The sequence below is a fragment of the Streptomyces iakyrus genome (genome assembly GCF_000717055.1).
GTDB classification, from domain to species: domain Bacteria; phylum Actinomycetota; class Actinomycetes; order Streptomycetales; family Streptomycetaceae; genus Streptomyces; species Streptomyces iakyrus.
In genome coordinates this window covers 227,851-244,177 of record NZ_JNXI01000002.1, presented here as the reverse complement: position 1 = coordinate 244,177, position 16,327 = coordinate 227,851, and the positions used below count along the sequence as shown (strand labels likewise).

Annotated in this window: 18 protein-coding genes; 4 read left to right on the top strand and 14 right to left on the bottom strand. The window is 73.9% G+C overall.

Annotation, left to right across the window (positions count from 1 at the left end):
- Nucleotides 1-56 precede the first annotated feature (56 nt).
- The 6 genes from OO68_RS03660 to OO68_RS03635 all read right to left on the bottom strand — a co-directional run bounded on the left by OO68_RS03660 (nucleotide 57) and on the right by OO68_RS03635 (nucleotide 4,896).
- The gene (locus tag OO68_RS03660; protein WP_033306622.1) at nucleotides 57-1,550 is read right to left on the bottom strand and encodes an SCO6880 family protein; all 1,494 of its coding nucleotides are present in this window, start codon (nucleotides 1,548-1,550) and stop codon (nucleotides 57-59) included.
- 175 nt (nucleotides 1,551-1,725) lie between these two features.
- Nucleotides 1,726-2,946, bottom strand: coding sequence for a hypothetical protein (locus OO68_RS03655; protein WP_033306621.1), 1,221 nt, complete (start codon nucleotides 2,944-2,946; stop codon nucleotides 1,726-1,728).
- 1 nt (nucleotide 2,947) lies between these two features.
- On the bottom strand, nucleotides 2,948-3,766 hold the full coding sequence (locus tag OO68_RS42080) for a DUF8175 domain-containg protein (RefSeq protein WP_051814381.1): 819 nt from the start codon (nucleotides 3,764-3,766) through the stop codon (nucleotides 2,948-2,950).
- Nucleotides 3,767-3,788: 22 nt separating this feature from the next.
- On the bottom strand, nucleotides 3,789-4,073 hold the full coding sequence (locus OO68_RS03645; protein WP_033306620.1) for a hypothetical protein: 285 nt from the start codon (nucleotides 4,071-4,073) through the stop codon (nucleotides 3,789-3,791).
- Nucleotides 4,074-4,150: 77 nt separating this feature from the next.
- Nucleotides 4,151-4,441 (bottom strand): hypothetical protein, encoded by a 291-nt coding sequence (locus OO68_RS03640; RefSeq protein WP_033306619.1) that lies wholly within the window; start codon nucleotides 4,439-4,441, stop codon nucleotides 4,151-4,153.
- Nucleotides 4,438-4,896, bottom strand: coding sequence for a DUF6668 family protein (locus OO68_RS03635; RefSeq protein ID WP_033306618.1), 459 nt, complete (start codon nucleotides 4,894-4,896; stop codon nucleotides 4,438-4,440). The genes OO68_RS03640 and OO68_RS03635 overlap by 4 nt, the downstream gene beginning before the upstream one ends.
- A gap of 647 nt (nucleotides 4,897-5,543) precedes the next feature.
- Here OO68_RS03635 and OO68_RS03630 point away from each other — a divergent pair.
- The 3 genes from OO68_RS03630 (at nucleotide 5,544) to OO68_RS03620 (ending at nucleotide 7,917) form a co-directional block, all read left to right on the top strand.
- Nucleotides 5,544-6,383 (top strand): lytic transglycosylase domain-containing protein, encoded by an 840-nt coding sequence (locus tag OO68_RS03630; protein WP_051814379.1) that lies wholly within the window; start codon nucleotides 5,544-5,546, stop codon nucleotides 6,381-6,383.
- Between the two features lie 21 nt (nucleotides 6,384-6,404).
- Nucleotides 6,405-7,235, top strand: a complete 831-nt coding sequence (locus tag OO68_RS03625; protein WP_033306617.1) for a hypothetical protein — start codon at nucleotides 6,405-6,407, stop codon at nucleotides 7,233-7,235.
- Nucleotides 7,236-7,371: 136 nt separating this feature from the next.
- Complete coding sequence (locus OO68_RS03620) at nucleotides 7,372-7,917, top strand: sigma-70 family RNA polymerase sigma factor (RefSeq protein WP_033306616.1); 546 nt, start codon at nucleotides 7,372-7,374, stop codon at nucleotides 7,915-7,917.
- Between the two features lie 45 nt (nucleotides 7,918-7,962).
- Here OO68_RS03620 and OO68_RS03615 read toward each other — a convergent pair whose 3' ends face one another.
- The 5 genes from OO68_RS03615 to OO68_RS03595 form a co-directional block, all read right to left on the bottom strand.
- Nucleotides 7,963-8,388 carry an acyl-CoA thioesterase gene (locus tag OO68_RS03615; protein ID WP_033306615.1) on the bottom strand — a complete coding sequence of 142 codons (426 nt, stop codon included), beginning with the start codon at nucleotides 8,386-8,388 and terminating at the stop codon, nucleotides 7,963-7,965.
- A 58-nt stretch (nucleotides 8,389-8,446) separates the two neighbouring features.
- Nucleotides 8,447-9,082 (bottom strand): hypothetical protein, encoded by a 636-nt coding sequence (locus tag OO68_RS03610; RefSeq protein ID WP_033306614.1) that lies wholly within the window; start codon nucleotides 9,080-9,082, stop codon nucleotides 8,447-8,449.
- 59 nt (nucleotides 9,083-9,141) lie between these two features.
- A complete protein-coding gene (locus tag OO68_RS03605) occupies nucleotides 9,142-9,993 on the bottom strand; it encodes a cytochrome c oxidase assembly protein (protein WP_033306613.1) in 852 nt (283 codons plus the stop codon).
- Nucleotides 9,993-10,559 carry a DUF2243 domain-containing protein gene (locus tag OO68_RS03600; RefSeq protein ID WP_033306612.1) on the bottom strand — a complete coding sequence of 189 codons (567 nt, stop codon included), beginning with the start codon at nucleotides 10,557-10,559 and terminating at the stop codon, nucleotides 9,993-9,995. The genes OO68_RS03605 and OO68_RS03600 overlap by 1 nt, the downstream gene beginning before the upstream one ends.
- A gap of 141 nt (nucleotides 10,560-10,700) precedes the next feature.
- Nucleotides 10,701-11,909, bottom strand: a complete 1,209-nt coding sequence (locus tag OO68_RS03595) for a pyridoxal phosphate-dependent aminotransferase (RefSeq protein ID WP_033306611.1) — start codon at nucleotides 11,907-11,909, stop codon at nucleotides 10,701-10,703.
- 87 nt (nucleotides 11,910-11,996) lie between these two features.
- On the opposite strand from OO68_RS03595, the gene OO68_RS03590 reads away from it, so the two are divergent.
- The gene (locus OO68_RS03590) at nucleotides 11,997-12,623 is read left to right on the top strand and encodes a winged helix-turn-helix transcriptional regulator (protein WP_033306610.1); all 627 of its coding nucleotides are present in this window, start codon (nucleotides 11,997-11,999) and stop codon (nucleotides 12,621-12,623) included.
- Between the two features lie 55 nt (nucleotides 12,624-12,678).
- On the opposite strand, the gene OO68_RS03585 is transcribed toward OO68_RS03590, so the two are convergent.
- Genes OO68_RS03585 through OO68_RS03575 form a run of 3 tightly spaced genes read right to left on the bottom strand, consistent with a single transcriptional unit; the run spans nucleotide 12,679 to nucleotide 16,273 of the window.
- Nucleotides 12,679-13,467, bottom strand: coding sequence for a hypothetical protein (locus OO68_RS03585; RefSeq protein WP_033306609.1), 789 nt, complete (start codon nucleotides 13,465-13,467; stop codon nucleotides 12,679-12,681).
- Nucleotides 13,467-14,732 carry a VWA domain-containing protein gene (locus OO68_RS03580; RefSeq protein WP_033306608.1) on the bottom strand — a complete coding sequence of 422 codons (1,266 nt, stop codon included), beginning with the start codon at nucleotides 14,730-14,732 and terminating at the stop codon, nucleotides 13,467-13,469. The genes OO68_RS03585 and OO68_RS03580 overlap by 1 nt, the downstream gene beginning before the upstream one ends.
- A 44-nt stretch (nucleotides 14,733-14,776) precedes the next feature.
- Nucleotides 14,777-16,273, bottom strand: coding sequence for an IucA/IucC family protein (locus OO68_RS03575; protein ID WP_033306607.1), 1,497 nt, complete (start codon nucleotides 16,271-16,273; stop codon nucleotides 14,777-14,779).
- Between the last annotated feature and the right edge of the window lie 54 nt (nucleotides 16,274-16,327).

The following is a 16,327-nucleotide window of genomic DNA, read 5'->3' as shown; positions in this document are numbered from 1 at the left end:
CGCCCGCAACTCGGCCAGCCGGTCGGCCTGTTCGGCCCGCTTCTCCTCGCGCCGGCTCACAGCGCCTCCTGAAGTTCGTGGGGGATCAGGGTCTGCTCCCACGGGAGGATCCCGGCGGGCAGTGTGCAGCTGAACGCCGCCGCCTGCATCCGGTCCGCGGGCCGCATCAGTACCCGGGAAGCGGCCGTGAGGTTGCGCACGGTGACGCTCGCGTCGGCGAGCTGCTCCATGGTGTCGACGGTGACCGTCAGCATGAGCGAGAACTCCACGAGCCCCGCGCCCGACGCCTCCTCGGCCGCGGTCTGCTCCGCCGCCCGCATCTCCGAGGCCGCACGGGCCTGCACCATGCCCCGGCCCGACGTCGCCATGAACTGGGCGCTGCGCCGGTCCGCCTCGACGATCCGGGCCGAGGTGGCCGGGTCGATCGGCCGGTACACCAGGGCGATCCGCTTGCGCCGGGTGCCGGGCGCTGCCTCCAGCATGCCCCGCAGCACCGAGGACCGGACGGTGCCGCGCGGCGCCAGCGTCATCAGCCAGGTCCGGGAGATCCCCGAGTCGTGCTGGTAGCTGCCCACGGTCTCGACGGCGGCGGCCGGGCCGGCGTCCTCCCACTCCAGGCCCGTGCCGCCGTGCCGGGCCCGGGCGTCGAGGACGTCGGCGGCGACCGCCGGGTCGTAGGCCACCCGGACGACCTCCGCGATCCGTTCCGCCGACAGCGGGTAGGCCGCTCCGCCGCCGGCCGCCACCAGACCGCTGAGCAGGCCTGGGATGCGGATGGCGAGGTCCGTGATCACGTCCTCCTTCTTCCGGCGCTGGTTGGCGGGCACGCCGTAGGTGAGGCTGACGTATGTGTGCATCTCGGAGGACGCGGTGGGGTACCGCTCGACGACCTCCTCCATCACGGCCCGGGCCGCTGCCGGCGCGTTCGCCCGGATGCGGGGCAGCACCTCGTGGGCGAGCCGGGTGCCGGGGTCGGGGGCGGTCTCCACGATCACCGACGCGCCGCGCAGGCCCGGCTCATGGGCCAGCCGGGCCAGCCACTCGCCCCACAGCGCGACCCAGACGTCCACCTGGTCGGGGTCGACGAGCGCACCGCCGTCGGGGTCGCAGCCCAGCACGATCGTGTAGAGGTTGCGGTGGGGGTGGTGCAGCACGCCGAAGGGGCGGTCGTAGGCGTCCCGGCCCTCGATCGCGGTCACCTTGTTGAGCAGCCCCGGCGGACGGAACCGGCCCCCGGGCCGGGCGGACAGCGGCCCGGAGACGTACAGGTGCGCCCCCTTGGCCTTGCGCCGTCGCCAGCCGATGCGCAGGGCCATCAACTGGTAGACGTTGCGGCCGTCCTGAGTGCGGACGGCGAGCGGGGCCAGGAGCACCGCGATGGGGGTGAACACCACCATCGCCGCGTACAGCGAGATCAGGGACGCGAGCAGCGTGAGGACGAGCCCGCCGAAGACACCGAAGGTGCCGACGAGCCCGAGCGGGCCGAGCCCGGGACGCCGGGGACGGCGCCAGTTCCCGTAGGTCGGGTGGGTGACGGCTTCCGTGGACATGGGGTCCGTTTTCCCTTCGTGAAGTGCACTGGAGTGGTGGGGTGACGGGCCGGGACACGGGCGGCACGGCGAAGGAGGGGTGCCGCCGGACTCCCGGGGGGATCGGGAGCCCGACGGCCGATCGGGGTGGCACGGACGGTCCGGCAGGAGCGTCGGACCGTCCGTCCCGCAGGGGTCAGGTGTTGTGCCCCTTGTCCGGGTCGGCGCCCTCCAGTGAGCCGGAGGCGGTACGGCCGACGACCTGCGCCGCCGTCACCGCCGCCCCGACGGCGACACCGACCGGGCCGCCCGCCGCCGCGGCGGCCCGGCCCGCGGCCGCCCCGCCTCCGCCGGCACCGCCGCCCGCCCCGGCGCCCGGCGCGCCCGGGGCTCCCGCGCTGCCGGGACCGGGCGCGCCCGGCGCGGCGGAGGCCCCGGACGCGCCCTGTGAGCCGCCCGAGCCGCCCGAACCGGACGCCCCCGACGCGCCGCGCGGACCGCTCTGCCCGCCGCCGGCGCCGCTGGTGCCGAGCGAACGGGCGCCGGACGCCAGGGACCCGCCGACCGTGGACATCGCCCCGGACATCGCGGACGCCCCGCCGAGTGCGGCGGTGGCGGGCACGACGAGCTTCAGCAGGGCGGGCAGGGCGACGGCGGACAGCAGCATCACGCCGATACCGGCGATGCGTTCGTTGATGTCGCTGCCGCCGTCCCGGCCCGAGCTGATCATGGCCGAGCCCGCGTAGAGCACCAGCCCGGCCGCCGGTTTGTACAACAGCCAGGCGATCATCCAGCCGAGGTGCTTGCGCCACCAGCCGCCGCCCCAGTCCGTCATCGACGCGGCGGCGGCCAGCGGAAGGGTGCCCAGCAGCAGGATCATGACGCCGAGCCGGATGTAGAGCAGGATCGTGTGGATGATGCCGGCGATCAGCAGCAGGAAAGCGAGGACCAGCAGCAGGAAGGCCTCGATGCCGTTGCCGTCGGAGCAGGCGCCCACGGCGCTCAGCTGCTTCTCCGCACCCGCGTTGAACAGGTAGGTGGAGTAGTCGTCCGAGAGGGCGGCGGCGGCCGTGACCACGGTGGTGGCGGCACCCGAGACCAGCACGACCCGCAGGATGCCCTTCAGCGCGGTCGTGCCGGCCGCCCCGCGCCGCTCGATCGCCATCCGGGCGGACGCGAACAGCAGCGAGCCGACCGCCAGATACACCACGATCCACTGGGTCTGGCTGTTGATGTCCTGGGCGGTGGTGGTCCCCGAGAGGGTCGGGATGCCGGTGGTCAGCGCCCCGAACACCGCGATGGCGCCCGCGAGGACGGCGTTGGCCACCCCTTCGACGATGGTTCCGATGGGGTCGCCGAGGAAGCTGAAGAACCCGACCGCGATGTCGACGATGGGATTACCGGTCGGACACGCCATGTCAAACCCCCCAGAGGAGATGGCCGTTGGTTCCCTGGACCGCCTTCACCGGGGTGTGCAGGGCACCGTTGTCGGAGGGCTGCACCTTCCAGTCGCCGCCGCTCCAGCGCAGGGCGACGGAGGTCGTGGCGTAGCCCTGACCGGTCTTGAGCAGCAGCTCCACGGTCGCCGCCTCGCCGGAGTACGCGGGCACCGAGAATCCCGCGTAGGAGGCGGCGGACGAGCTGCCGGACCCGGCGTCCGGGCGGGAGCCGGAGGCCGAGCCGTTGTCCCCCGTGCCGCCCGGGGCGTCGTCCCGGACGGTGGACCGCTTGAAGACGAACAGGTCCCGGCCTGGGCCGGCCACGACCTGCTCCTGTGCGATCGTCCGCCAGTCCGGTCCGCTCATGTGCGAGGGAATGACGTGGGCGGCCAGCACGGCCCCGGCCGGCGTGTGCGCGAAGCACCACCACACGGGCCCCTGGGCCAGGGTGGGACCGGCCGACGCGGAGACGGGCACGCGCGCGCCACCGAGGGCGCGCCAGTCGACGTCGTCCGGCGGGGACGTGGGCATGACGTCGCCGCGGCTGTCGTCGGTGCGGCAGCCGTCGGGCCGGCCGTCCTTCATGGCCGGGGTGCCGGACAGCGGCCCCTTCGACGGCGGGGCGCCCGCGCCGCCGTCCGCGGTGCCCCGGCCCGCCGTCAGGGCGACGATCCCGCTCAGCAGGACGACGACGCCGAGGAACGCCGCCGACACCTGCCAGCCGCGCTGCTTCCAGTACGGCTCCGACGGATCGGACCGGTACCGGCGTGGCTCCCGGTACTCCCTGCGCGTGAACATCTCGATCGTCCCGTCGTCGCGCTCAGTTGAAGACGAAGCCGACCAGCGGACCCGCCGTGGCGACCAGGACGCAGCCGCCGAGCACCATGCCCAGACGGCTCATGTGCTCGGAGCTCTCACCGCGCTTGAGCGAGATGGCCATCATCGTGCCGGTGATCAGCACCCCGGCGACGCCGGCGGCGGTGCCCGCCCAGGCGGCTATGCCGAGCACGGTGTTGACCTTGCTGGTGAGTTCGCCGGGGGCGTTGCTCTGCGGCTGGGGCACACCGGCGGCGAGCAGGTTGGTGGCTTCGTGGAGCAGGGACATGGCATCTCCGGGTGGTCGGCGCCGCGGCGGGCGCGGGAAGCGGGTGAGAGGGGTGGTGTCATGCAGGCGCCTGTCCCTCAGTGAAGGGACAGGTCACCGAGGAACGCGACGATGGGGCCGGCCGTCGTGGCGAGCAGACAGGCGAGGGTGACGAAGAAGAAGCCGCGGAAGTACGTGCCGCCCTCGCCCGGTTCGCCGCGTCGTAGCTGGATCGCCATCTGCATGCCGACGATGAGCAGGCCGGCGACGCCCGCGGCCGAGGCGCACCAGGCGAGGACCCCGAGGATGGCGCCCGCGTCGGGGGTCGGGTTGTAGGCGGCGAGCCGCCCGCCGAAGGGCAGGGCGAGGCCCGTGAGGGGTGAGGTCATGCTTCGGTTCCTTCACCGTCGGCGCCGACCAGGCCGGCGAGCACGCCGAGTTGCCGGGGCAGACGCGCGGGCTGACCGCCCACGCGCCAGGCCGGGATCCACGGCACGCGCTGCACGCGCGCGACCGAGCGGACGACGCGGACGCGGCGCAGCAGGCCGAGCGGGAGCCTGCCGGGGGCGTCGGCGACGAGGACGACACCCAGCAGGTCGACCCCCTGCGGGGCCCTGCCGTCCCTCAGCGCGGCCAACGCCCGGGACACGGCGCCCAGTCCGCGCATACTCGTCCGCCCGACCAGCATGATCCGGCGCGGCTCGCCCCGGGCGGGGTCCGGCCAGCGCGCACCCACGTCGACCCCGCCGAGCGCCTCGGCGAGCGAGGTGGCGCCGGCCCCGCCGTGGGCCTTGACCCACCCGATCTCCTCCCCTGACCTCCCGCGCACCGGGGTGCGCCGCACCGGCTCGTCCCAGGGAGCCTCGCCGTCACCGGGGGCAGGGGGCGGGGTCCGGAGGGCGGAGACGGCAGAGCCCTCTCGGGTGGCCGGCCCCGGCCCCGGTGTCGTGCCCGGCCTCGGCCTCGGCTCCGGCCTCGGGGTCCTGCCCGGCCCCGGTGTCGTGCCCGGCCCCCGCGTCGTGCCTGGCCCCGGCCCTGTGCCCCGCGCCGGCCTCATGTCCGGCCCGGGCTCTGTGCCCGACCACGGCACCGTGCCCGGCGCCGGCAAGGGGTCAGGGCCGGGCACAGGGCCCGGCCCCGGCGTCCGCGCGGCGTTCGGAGGTGTCGTGCGGGCACGACCCGCCGAGAGGGCCGGACCCTGTTCCGCGCTCTGCGGTGCGCCCGTGCCGGAGGTACCGCCACCGGGGGCCGCCGGCCGTCCGGGCTTCGGCCCCCGGACCCATGACTGCGGGTTCGACGACGTCGTCTCAGGAGTGCTCATGTGCGGTCAGCCCTCCTTCTCCGCTCGTGGTTCGGTGTGCTGAATCATCTGATGTCCACGGGTTTGAACTGAATTGCTCCCGGACCCGTTTCGATCTCCCGAGCCCGTCGACAGCACAACGGGCCGTCCAGCCGTCGCGGTTCAAGGCAAGAGGAAGAAGGCGGGCCCACATGAGCGCGGGCACGGGAGAAAGCGGGGAGGGCGGGACCTCTACCGCCGTCCGGAACACCATCGCCGCCGGCACCGGCTGCGGCTGCCTGCTGTCGCCGCTCGCGCTGCTCGGCACCCTGGTCGTGATCATCATCATCGGCGGGTTCGGGGTGCTGCTGGCGCCGCTCATCGCGCTGATCCTGCTGTTCTCGGGCGGAGGCGGAGACGGTTCCGCCGGTGCGGACGACGCGGACGAGGTGATCGCCGTCTTCAACGGCGACGGCGGCGGCGAGCTGGACACCTCGACGGTGCCGGAGGATCTCGTGGACCCGATCGAGGAGGCCGGTGACCTGTGCGGGGCGATCGGCCCGGTCGTCATCGCCTCGCAGATCGAGCGGGAGTCCGGCTTCAACCGGGAACTGGTCGGCGAGAACGGCGAGGAGGGCATCTCCCAGCTGCCGCCCGCGGTCTTCGAGAAGTACGGCGAGGACGACGACGACAACGACGAGACCTCGGCGTTCGACGCCGAGGACTCGATCATGGCGCAGGGCCGTCATCTGTGCGATCTGGCCGCTCAGGCGCAGCGGATGATCGACGCGAACGAGGCCACCGGCAGCGTCCTTGACCTCGCGCTGGCCGGCTACCACGTGGGGATGGACACCGTGCGCGCGGCCAAGGGGGTGCCGCAGACGAACGAGGCACAGGGCTACGTCCTCGCCGTCCGGGCCCAGTTCGCCAAGTACGCGGGTGTGGCCGCCCCGCCACCCGGTGCCACCCCCGGAGTCACCCCGGGCGTCACCCCGGGAACGGACCCGGTGCCCACGGCTTCCCCGTCCGCGTCCGCCGCTTCCGGCACGTGAGCATCAGGAGGACTCGCAGCCATGCCCCACTTCGCGGTACGCATCCCGGGCGAGGGACTCGCCGAGATCAACGGCGAACTCCTGGTCGTCGAAAAGGGCGGTTCGGTGCACGAGGCCGTGCTGGACCGTCTGCAACGCCACGCGCAGGAGCGCGGCGCCGCGGTCGAGGCCACGGTGAACGACGGCCCCGCAGGGGCTCACTTCGTGCTTCAGGTGGCACCCGACGGCTCCAGCCGCCTCCTCGACCCGGCGGAGCGGACGGACGCGGCGGGCCGCACCCCCGAACCGCCGCCGGCTCCCGTCGCCGCCCCCGCTCCCGTCTCTGCCGTCGCCGCGGCGGTCGCCCGGGCCCGGGCTGCGGCGACGGCCCCTCCCGCAGCGGTCCCGCCTCCGCGGCCGTCCCGCCCCCTCGCGCCGGAACTCGCGGACCGGGTGGCGCACATCAACGCGCTGACGGCCGCCGACCGCATCGAGGAGGCGTCCGCCGAGGTGACCGCCCTGCGCGAGGCACTGACGCGCTCGACGGGCACGGAGCACCCGGACGCGCTGGAGGCACGGGCCATGGAGGCGTACCTGGCACACCTGCGCGGGGACCACAGGGAGGCGACCGTGCTGGCTCTCTCGGTGGCGCGCATCCTGTGCGGTGCCGGTGACCCGGGGGCCCCAGCGGCGATCGCACGGGCGGCGGCCGCCTGGCAGCGGTTGGAGGACGGCAGGGCGGCGGTCATCCACGGCGGCGAACTGCTGCACATGTGGCAGCGGTTGCGCGGCGATGGCCGCCTCGCGCCGGCCGACGAACGGCTGGCCCGCCGGGTGCGCGCCCAGGTGGAGTCTCTGTCGGCTCGCGTGTGACCGGGCGGGCGATGTACGAGCCGTGGACCGAGCGTCAAACGAGCGTGGAACGCTCCTGACCACACTCCGTTCCACCGGAGGCCCGGGTTCCAGCCGCCACGGCTGGGCGGGCCGCCCCAAGGAGCAGGAGCACATCATGAACGTGACGGTGATCGGGTCCGCGAGCGCCGTGTCGCCCGAGGAACGGGCGCTGAGGAACCTCTACCTGGAGCACGGCCCGGCCCTCTACTCGTACGTGCTGCGCATGCTGGGCGGGGACACCCACCGCACGGAGGACATCCTCCAGGAGACGCTGCTGCGCTGCTGGAACAAGCAGACGCTCGCCGACGCCGAGGGCATGGCCGTACGCCCCTGGATGTTCCGCATCGCCCGCAACCTCGTGATCGACGCACACCGGACGAAGGCGGCCCGCCCGCAGGAGATAGGCGGCGCCGACTGGCTGACCGAACTGGGCAGCGACGCCGACGACATCGAACGCATGCTGTCGTCCATCGTCCTGCACGACGCCCTCGGCGCCCTGACGCCGGCTCACCGCGAGGCCCTGGAGGCCACCTTCTTCGCCGACCGCACCACGCACCAGGCGGCCACCGCGCTGGGCGTCCCCCAGGGCACCGTGAAGTCCCGCGTCTACTACGCCCTGCGCAGCCTGAGGGTGGCTCTGGAGGAACGCGGCGTGCGCTGACCGGCCCGCGCCGGGCGACCGCCCGCCGGGGCCCGGCCCTCCGCCCTACGAGAGCCCGAACAGCCCCGGGTCCGACGCCAGCTTCCTGAAGACCTCGGCGGGATCGGCGACCAGCTTGCGTTTCTCCAGGTCCAGGATCCCCCCGACCGCCGTGATCTCCGCGGCCACCGAGCCGTCCGCCTTCACGACGCTCTGCTCGATCCGGAACGTCTTGCCGCCACCCCACTCGAAGGCGCAGGTCACCTCGACCTCGTCGCCCGCGAGCAGTTCGCGTTTGTAGCGGATGGTCGTCTCCAGGGCAACCGGGCCCACGCCGCTTCCGATGAGGGCGGACTGGCTGATCCCGGCGGCATGGAGCAGCGACCAGCGGGCGTGCTCCGCGTAGTTCAGGTAGACCGCCTGGTTGAGGTGTCCTTGGACGTCCGTCTCGTATCCGCGGACGGTCACAGGGACGGAAAACGGCTCGCTCACGGCTTCCCCTTCGGGTTCTCGTGCACTGCGCAACGATCCACCGATCTTGGCATGCCCATCACGCCCGGCGCGGTGAAGCCAGCAGATACCGGTTCCCGGTGCGCGGCTCACCGTGCTCGCTCACCTGCCAGCCTGCCCCTTCCAGGGTGGCCGCGCAGGCCCGGAGCGCCGCGCCGTCCGGCTCGTGCACGGCGACGGCCTCCGGCTGCGGCGTCTCCCGCACGCGGTAGCCCCCGCCCTCCCGCCCCGCCGGAGCGTGCCCGGCCGCCTCCAGGGCCAGCGCGGCGGCCCGCACCAGATGCGTACGCTCCCAGCCGCACGGCCGGTCCGTGGCCCCGCCGGGGTTCGTCATCCGGCGCAGCTCCAGCAGCCCCTGCCAGGCGCTGTGCACCTCACGGCGCCGGGCGGGCCCGGCATCCGCAGCGGCTTCCTCACCGCCGACGCGCGCCGCGAACACGCCCGTCGACGCGGGGGCCTCCCCGGGCCCGGCGGGCTCGGGCACCGGCGTGATGCCCTGCCGCACCCGGTGCCCCTCGGGCGTCAGGAAGTGGTCGTGCGGCGGCCGCGGGTGCCGGAAGGCCAGCCCCCGCTTCACCAGTGCCGTCAGCTGCGGCTCCGTGCCCCGGAGCCGCCCGGTCACCGGGTCGGCGGCGTCGATGACACGCCGCTGCGCGGCGGTCGGCGGTCGGGTCACGGCGTGCTCCTCTCCGGCCGCGGGCCGTTTCGGGGCATCTCGCCCCACCTGCTCGAAGGCTACGACCCGCCACTGACATTCCGGGCCGGGACGACTCCCCGCCACCCACCACGGCTCGCCGCGCGCCGGGGCTCGGGCCGCCACGTGGCGACCAGCGCGGCGGCCAGCAGCAGCTCGGCCAGGTCACCGCCGTAGTACATGATCTCCGCGCCGCCCTGCACCTGGTCGACCGGCGCGTGGATGTGGACCCGGAAGCCGGCATAGATCAACTGGGAGATCACGGCGTGCGCCGCGATCGCGACGCCGAGGCAGACCAGCCTGGCCCGGACACCCGGCCTGGCGGGGGCCGGGTCGGGGCCGGCGATGGCGTGGGCGAACAGGCATCCGGAGAGCAGGAAGTGCGCGTGCAGCAGCCAGTGCGCGGCCGGGCCGGCCGTGGTCGCGTTGTACAGCGGGGTGAAGTACAGCGCCACGAGGCTGCCCGTGGAGAGGACCAGCGCGACCGCCGGGTGGGAGATCACGCGGGCGGGCGGGCTGTGCAGCACCGCGGTCAGCCGTCGGCCACGGGACGCGGACAGGGTGCGCAGCAGGAGCGTGACGGGGGCGGCCAGGACCAGGGCGAGCGGCGCGTACATGCCGATGAGGAGGTGCTGGGCCATGTGCCCGCGGAAGTCCCCGTGGGCGAAGGGGGCCACGGGCGGCAGCAGCGCGACACCGAGCAGGAGGATCCCGGCGAGGAAGAAACCGGTCCGCCACCGGCTCCAGCCGAGGACCGGATTGCGGTGGCGCGCCCGGCGGACGAGCAGGAGGTAGGCACCGGCGGCGGCGAGCAGCACGAGCGCGGGCGGCAGCCAGTCCAGGGCGCCGCCGGTCGCGTCCTGCCCGTGCCCGGGCGGGTGGTGGTGCTCCATCAGCCCTGCCGGCCCGCACGGCGGCCCGCGGCGGGCGCACCGGGGTCGAAGAACCGGCCGCCGCGCTGGAGCAGGTGGCCGCCGGCGACCAGCAGGGCGCCCAGGACGAGGAAGCCGATGTCCCACCAGACCTGGCCCTCCCCGGCGTAGACGTGGTGGATGCCGAGGACGTGGTGGTCCAGGACGCCCTCCACGAGGTTGAACAGGCCCCAGCCGACCAGCATCCAGCCCCACAGCACCCGGGAGGTCCACACCCGCCGCCGGTCGTGGGTGACCCGCGCGTACAGCACGGCCAGCCCGAGCAGGACCGCCAGCCAGCACACGGTGTGGAAGACGCCGTCCCACAGGGTGTTCATCTCCAGACCGGAGACGGTGTGGGGGTCGTAGTACTTCACCCCGATGCGGTCCTGGTTGGTGCTGGAGAGCATGTGGTGCCACTGGAGCAACTGGTGCAGCAGGATGCCGTCGGCGAATCCGCCCATCCCCACCCCGAGCACGATGCCCGGCAGCCGTAGGTCCGCCGGTCGTGCGGTGCCGGCCCGGGACTCACCCTGCGTGGTGGCCATTGATCGTCTCCGCTCTCGCCTGGGGGGAAGAACCGAAGACGACGTTCCCCTCTGCGTGGCGCTCACGCCCTGCGCTCGGCCTCCATCCGGCTCAAAGACCCGTTTCCGGCCGTCCCGCACGCTCCCGGAATGGCCCGGCGCCTACTGGCGGTACCCGCCGAGGAACCGGCCGATCCGGCCGATCGCCGCCTCCAGGTCGTCCGCCTGCGGCAGGGTCAGGATGCGGAAGTGATCAGGGGCCGGCCAGTTGAAGCCGGTGCCCTGGACGACCTGGATCTTCTCCCGCAGCAGCAGGTCGAGGACGAACTTCTCGTCGTCGTGGATCTTGTGCACCTTCGGGTCGAGACGCGGGAACGCGTACAGCGCGCCCTTGGGCTTCACGCACGTCACGCCGGGGATCTCGTTCAGCTTCTCCCAGGCCACGTCCCGCTGCTCCCGCAGGCGGCCGCCCGGGGTGGTCAGCTCGCGGATGGACTGCCGGCCGCCGAGCGCGGCCTGGATGGCGTACTGAGCGGGCGCGTTGGCGCACAGCCGCATGGAGGCCAGCATGGTGAGGCCCTCAAGGTAGTCCCTGGCGTGCTGCCGCGGTCCCGTGACCACCAGCCAGCCGGAGCGGAAGCCGGCCACGCGGTAGGTCTTGGACAAGCCGCAAAAGGTGAGGACCACCAGGTCGGGGGCGAGGGCGGCGGCCGAGTGGTGCACGGCGTCGTCGTAGAGGATCTGGTCGTAGATCTCGTCGGCGAAGACCATCAGGCCGTGCCGCCGGGCCAGGCCCAGGATGCCCTCGACGATCTCCTTGGGGTAGACCGCGCCGGTGGGGTTGTTCGGGTTGATGATCACGACCGCCTTCGTCCGGTCGGTGATCTTCGACGCCATGTCGTCGAGGTCGGGGTACCAGTCGGCCTGCTCATCGCACAGGTAGTGGACCGCCTTGCCGCCCGCGAGGGTGGTCACCGCCGTCCAGAGGGGGAAGTCCGGGGCGGGGATCAGGATCTCGTCGCCGTCCTCGATGAGCGCCTGGACGGCCATCGACACCAGTTCGGAGACGCCGTTGCCGAGGAAGACGTCGTCGACGCCGACCTCCAGGCCGAGGGTCTGGTAACGCTGGGCGACCGCGCGGCGGGCCGAGAGGATGCCGCGCGAGTCGGTGTAGCCGTGGGCCTGCGGCAGCATCCGGATCATGTCCTGGAGGATCTCCTCGGGAGCCTCGAACCCGAAGAGCGCCGGATTGCCGGTGTTCAGGCGCAGCACGCTGTGGCCCGCCTCCTCCAGGGCGTTGGCGTGCTCGATGACCGGGCCGCGGATCTCGTAACAGACCTCGCTGAGCTTGCTCGACTGCCGGAACTCCATGCGCCGCTTCTCCTCTGCCGAACTGTGTCGCTTGGTTTTACCAAGTACACGCTTGGAAAGTCCAACAACTTGTCTAGACTGCGTCGCATGCCACCTCGCCGAAGCTACGACCAGTACTGCTCCGCCGCCCGTGCGCTCGATGTCGTCGGCGACCGCTGGACCCTGCTGATCGTCCGGGAGCTCCTCGCCGGTCCCCGCCGCTACACCGACCTGCACGCGGACCTGCCCGGGGTCAGCACCGACGTACTCGCCTCGCGGCTGAAGGACATGGAACGCGACGGCCTGTCGACCCGGCGCCGGCTGCCGCCGCCCGGTGCGGCCTTCGTGTACGAACTGACCCCCCGTGGGCGGGAGTTGCTGCCGGTGTTGCAGGCGCTGGGGGAGTGGGGGCGCTCCGGGCTCGGGGAACGCCGGCCGACGGACGCGGTCCGGGCGCACTGGTTCGCCCTGCCCCTGCTGCGCCTGCTGGACGGGGACGGGCTCGTCGAAGTCAGCCTGGAGGAAGGCCTGTTCCATCTGCACGCCGGTGCCGGGGAGGGGCCCGTGTACGGCGACGGACCCGCGCCCGGGGAGCCGGACGCCCGGCTGGCCCTGGACACGGCCACGTGCACGGCCATCGCCCGCGGTGAGCTGAGCCTCTCCCACGCCGTGCGCGCGGGGCGGGTCGAGGTGAGCGGCGAGGGGGCGCTCGCCAAGGCGCTGCGCGAGACATGACAGAAGGCCCGCGGTCGGCGGGCCTTCTGCGTGACCATCAGCGGGATCGGAATCGTCAGGCGGACGGCACCCGGGACGGCCGTCCCGTCCCGCGCGTCAGCGCGTACCCGCCGACCCCGGCCAGCGCGGCGAGGATCCCGCCGACCGCGGTCCACACCCACCGGTCCGACCACCGGCCGGACGCCCAGCCGTCCTCGGGTTCGAGACCGGCCAGTACCGCCGCGTCCTCCCGCTCCTCCCCGGGCTTCGTGGCGATGCCCGGCACCAGCGGCTCGGCGAGCGAGCCGTCCACCGCCGCGGAGCCGCCGATGTCCCGGGAGCCGACCCGCACGTCGCTGCCGACCGGGAGACCGAGGTCGGCGGTGGCGACGCCGGTGGCCGTCAGCCGGACGTAGTAGGTGCCGGGCAGCGGATCGTTCGCCCACGGCTCCGACCAGGCGCGGACCGTGCGCAGCACGCAGGCCAGCTCCACGGAGGAGGCGTCCGCCGCCGCGGTGCGTGTCTGCGCCCCGTACTGGCAGGCCTGGCGGCGGCGCAGACCGTCGTAGACGTCGATCTGCCAGGTCTGGGAGGCGTGGCTCTCCGGGAGCTTCACCGTCGCCTCGACCGTGGGCCGCTGCCCGGTGTCGGCGGGGAACGACCAGTACAGGTAGTCACCCGTGGAACCGCTCGCCGTGGCCGGCTGTCCCTGCTCGATCTCCGCCGCCGTGCGGAACGACGTACCGGCCCGTGTCGGGGCCGCCGTGCCGTCCCGCGACGGACTCGGCGAGGCGTCGGCCGCCGCCGGCGCGGCCGCCAGGCCGAGGGTCAGCAACGCCGCGCTCAACGCTCGTACCACTCGCATCAGTTGGTCCTCCAGACCGCGACCCGCCAGCGCGACAGCCAGCCCCAGACGAGACCGGCGAGGAAGCCGGTGAGGACCAGCACACCGAGCAGCCACCAGCCGCGGCCGAGGCCGAAGGCGGCCACGTCGCCCGCCGGGCTCGGGGCGTCCACGACGTCCACCGTCAGCTCCAGCGGCAGACCGGGCGTGGTCTTCACGCCGGGGGCCGCCGAGAAGGAGTGCGAGACGGCGAGGCAGACCGCCTCGGCGGGGGCGTCCTCGTCGTCGCTCTCCGCCTTCGGATGGCGCAGGCCCGTCGAGATCACGTCCGTACGGCCGGTACCCGCCGCCTCGCCGCGCACGATCTCGCGGCCCTTGGACGTCACCGCCCGCAGCAGCACGCCGTAGCCGGGGTTCACGGCCCGGTCCGCCGCGACGCTCACCGAGGCGCGCAGCTCCTGCCCCGGCCGTACGTCCACCCGGTAGAAGCGCTGCTGTCCGAACTCCTCGCGGTCGCTGTACAGGCCCGGCTTCAGCGTCGGCGCCCCGGCGCACCGGTCGGCGCCCTCGGCCGGCACCGGCGTCACCACCGGGTCGGCCGCCCGGTCCACCAACTGGTTGACGCGGCCGGTCAGTTCGTCCTGGTGCTCGACCGAGGTGTACGTGCCGCCGGTGGCCTCGGCGATGCAGCTCAGCTGCCTGCTCAGCTTGGCGGTGGGCACCAGGCCCAGGGTGTCGATGGTCAGTCCGATGCCCTTGGCCGCTATCTCGCGGGCCACCTCGCACGGGTCGAGCGGGGCGCAGGTGTCCTCGCCGTCGCTGATCAGCACGATGCGCTTGGAGCCGTCGCCGCCGTCCAGGTCGCCGGCCGCCTTCAGCAGGGCCGGGCCGATCGGCGTCCAGCCCGTCGGGGTGAGGGTGGCGACGGCCGTCTTGGCCTCGGTGCGGTCGAGCGGGCCGACGGGGTACAGCCGCGCGGTGTCCTTGCAGCCCGTCTTCCGGTCGTCCCCCGGGTAGTTCGCGCCCAGGGTGCGGATGCCGAGCTCGACCTCCTCGGGCGTCGCGTCGAGCACCTCGTCGAACGCCTGCTTCGCGGCGGCCATCCGCGACTGGCCGTCGATGTCCCGCGCCCGCATCGAGCCGCTCACATCGAGGACGAGGTCGACCTTGGGGGCGTCCTGGCCCGTGGGTTCGCCGGCGGCCGCTCCGGCCGGGAAGGCGAGCCCGGCCGTCAGCGCGGCGAGCAGGGCACAGACCCCTGCCGCCAGCCGTGTTCTTGTGATCATCGCCGGATCCTATTGATCATCCGGATCCGCTTCCACAGCGGGTCTCACCGAAGGGGATTGGGCAGTTCCGCCCACTGGTCCCCGGGTGTCCGCGGCGAGAGCCGCATCAGGGTCAGCGCCTTCGTGGGCAGCGGATCCGCACACAGGGCCGCGAGGTCCGCGGTGCGCGGCAGGTCCCGTACGGCCGTCTCCAGCGCCGCTCCGAGCGCCGGGCCCGACCCGGCCGTGCCGGCCAGCGCGCCCGCCACGAGCGAGCCGAACAGCTTGCGGCGCAGCGCGCGTTCGTCGTCCGTGACCATCCGGGCGGGCAGCTCGGGCACCGTGATGCCGTGCCGGGCGAGGCGGGCCGGACTGACGCGGATGTCGGCCAGGTCGCGGTAGACCAGCCGCAGCGGATCGCCCGCCGGCGACAGGACCACGAGGAGGTTCTGGCCGTGCGCCTCCAGGGCCACGCCCATTTCGAGCAGCCGCAGTCCGACACTCAGCGCCAGCCGGGTGAAACCGGCCAGCCAGGCGGGGGACTCGGGCAGGCCGGTGGTGGCGAGCGCCGCCACCGGCAGCACCCGCTCACCGCTGCCCGCATACGTCTGCGGCGACTCCCGCAGGACGGCCGCGAAGTCGGGGGAGCCGGCCGCCGCCGCGCCCAGGGTCCGGGTGACGTGCAGCAGGCCGTCCGTGCGCGCCGCCAAAGGCACGGCGAAATCCGACAGCACCGCCGACGCGGCCACCGAGGGCAGGGAGATGTCCCGCACCGAGGACGTCAGCCGGGCGCTCAGCGAGGTCTTCACATGCGGCCCGCCCGGCAGGGCCAGCGTCCGCAGGGACATCAGCGGATGCGCGGGGCGCCGCTCCTCGCACACCCGCTTCAGCACATGCGCCGACTGCCACGGGTGCACCGGCAGCACCACCCGCTCCCCGTCCCGCAGCTCCCGTGGCCACACGCCCGTGACCAGGCACTCCTCGGCCCGCACCGGCACCATGCCGAGCTCCACGACCGGCCGGTGCTCCGGCCCGTAGGCCAGCTGCTCGGCCACCGAGAAGCCGGGCCGGGACCGGCACGTCGGATGGAAGGGGTGCCCGTCCGCGATCCGCTGCTCCCACGCCCAGTCGCTCTCCGGCCAGTCGTCCCGGTCCGCACCCTCCTGCCCCGCCCTCGACAGCGCCAACGAGGCGACGCTGTGCCCGAGTTCGGCGGCGAAGGAGGCGGAGTGCGGTACGGCGAGGCCGGTCATCAGCCGCGCCGGATCCGCGTAATCCGTCCCGTCGAGCCGTACGGCGGCGACGTACGCGCCGGTGGCGTACGGATCCGGCCGGGGGCCGTGCAGCCGGCGGCCGTCGGACAGGAACAGCGTCAGACCGTCCCCGTCCAGCTCGCCGCGGGTGACCCAGGGCAGCGGATCGTGGGCGAGACCGCGCCACAGGCGGGACAGCACGGCCGCCCGGGCGCCGGGCAGTTCGGCCTCGTACCGCGGCAGCAGCCCGGGCCGTACGGCGGACAGCTCGCCGGCGACCTCGGTCTCGGCGGAGGGGGGACGGTGCACGGGCGGGCTCCTCGGGTACGCATAGGGGCGTCACGGCGGAATGGCGACGACCGA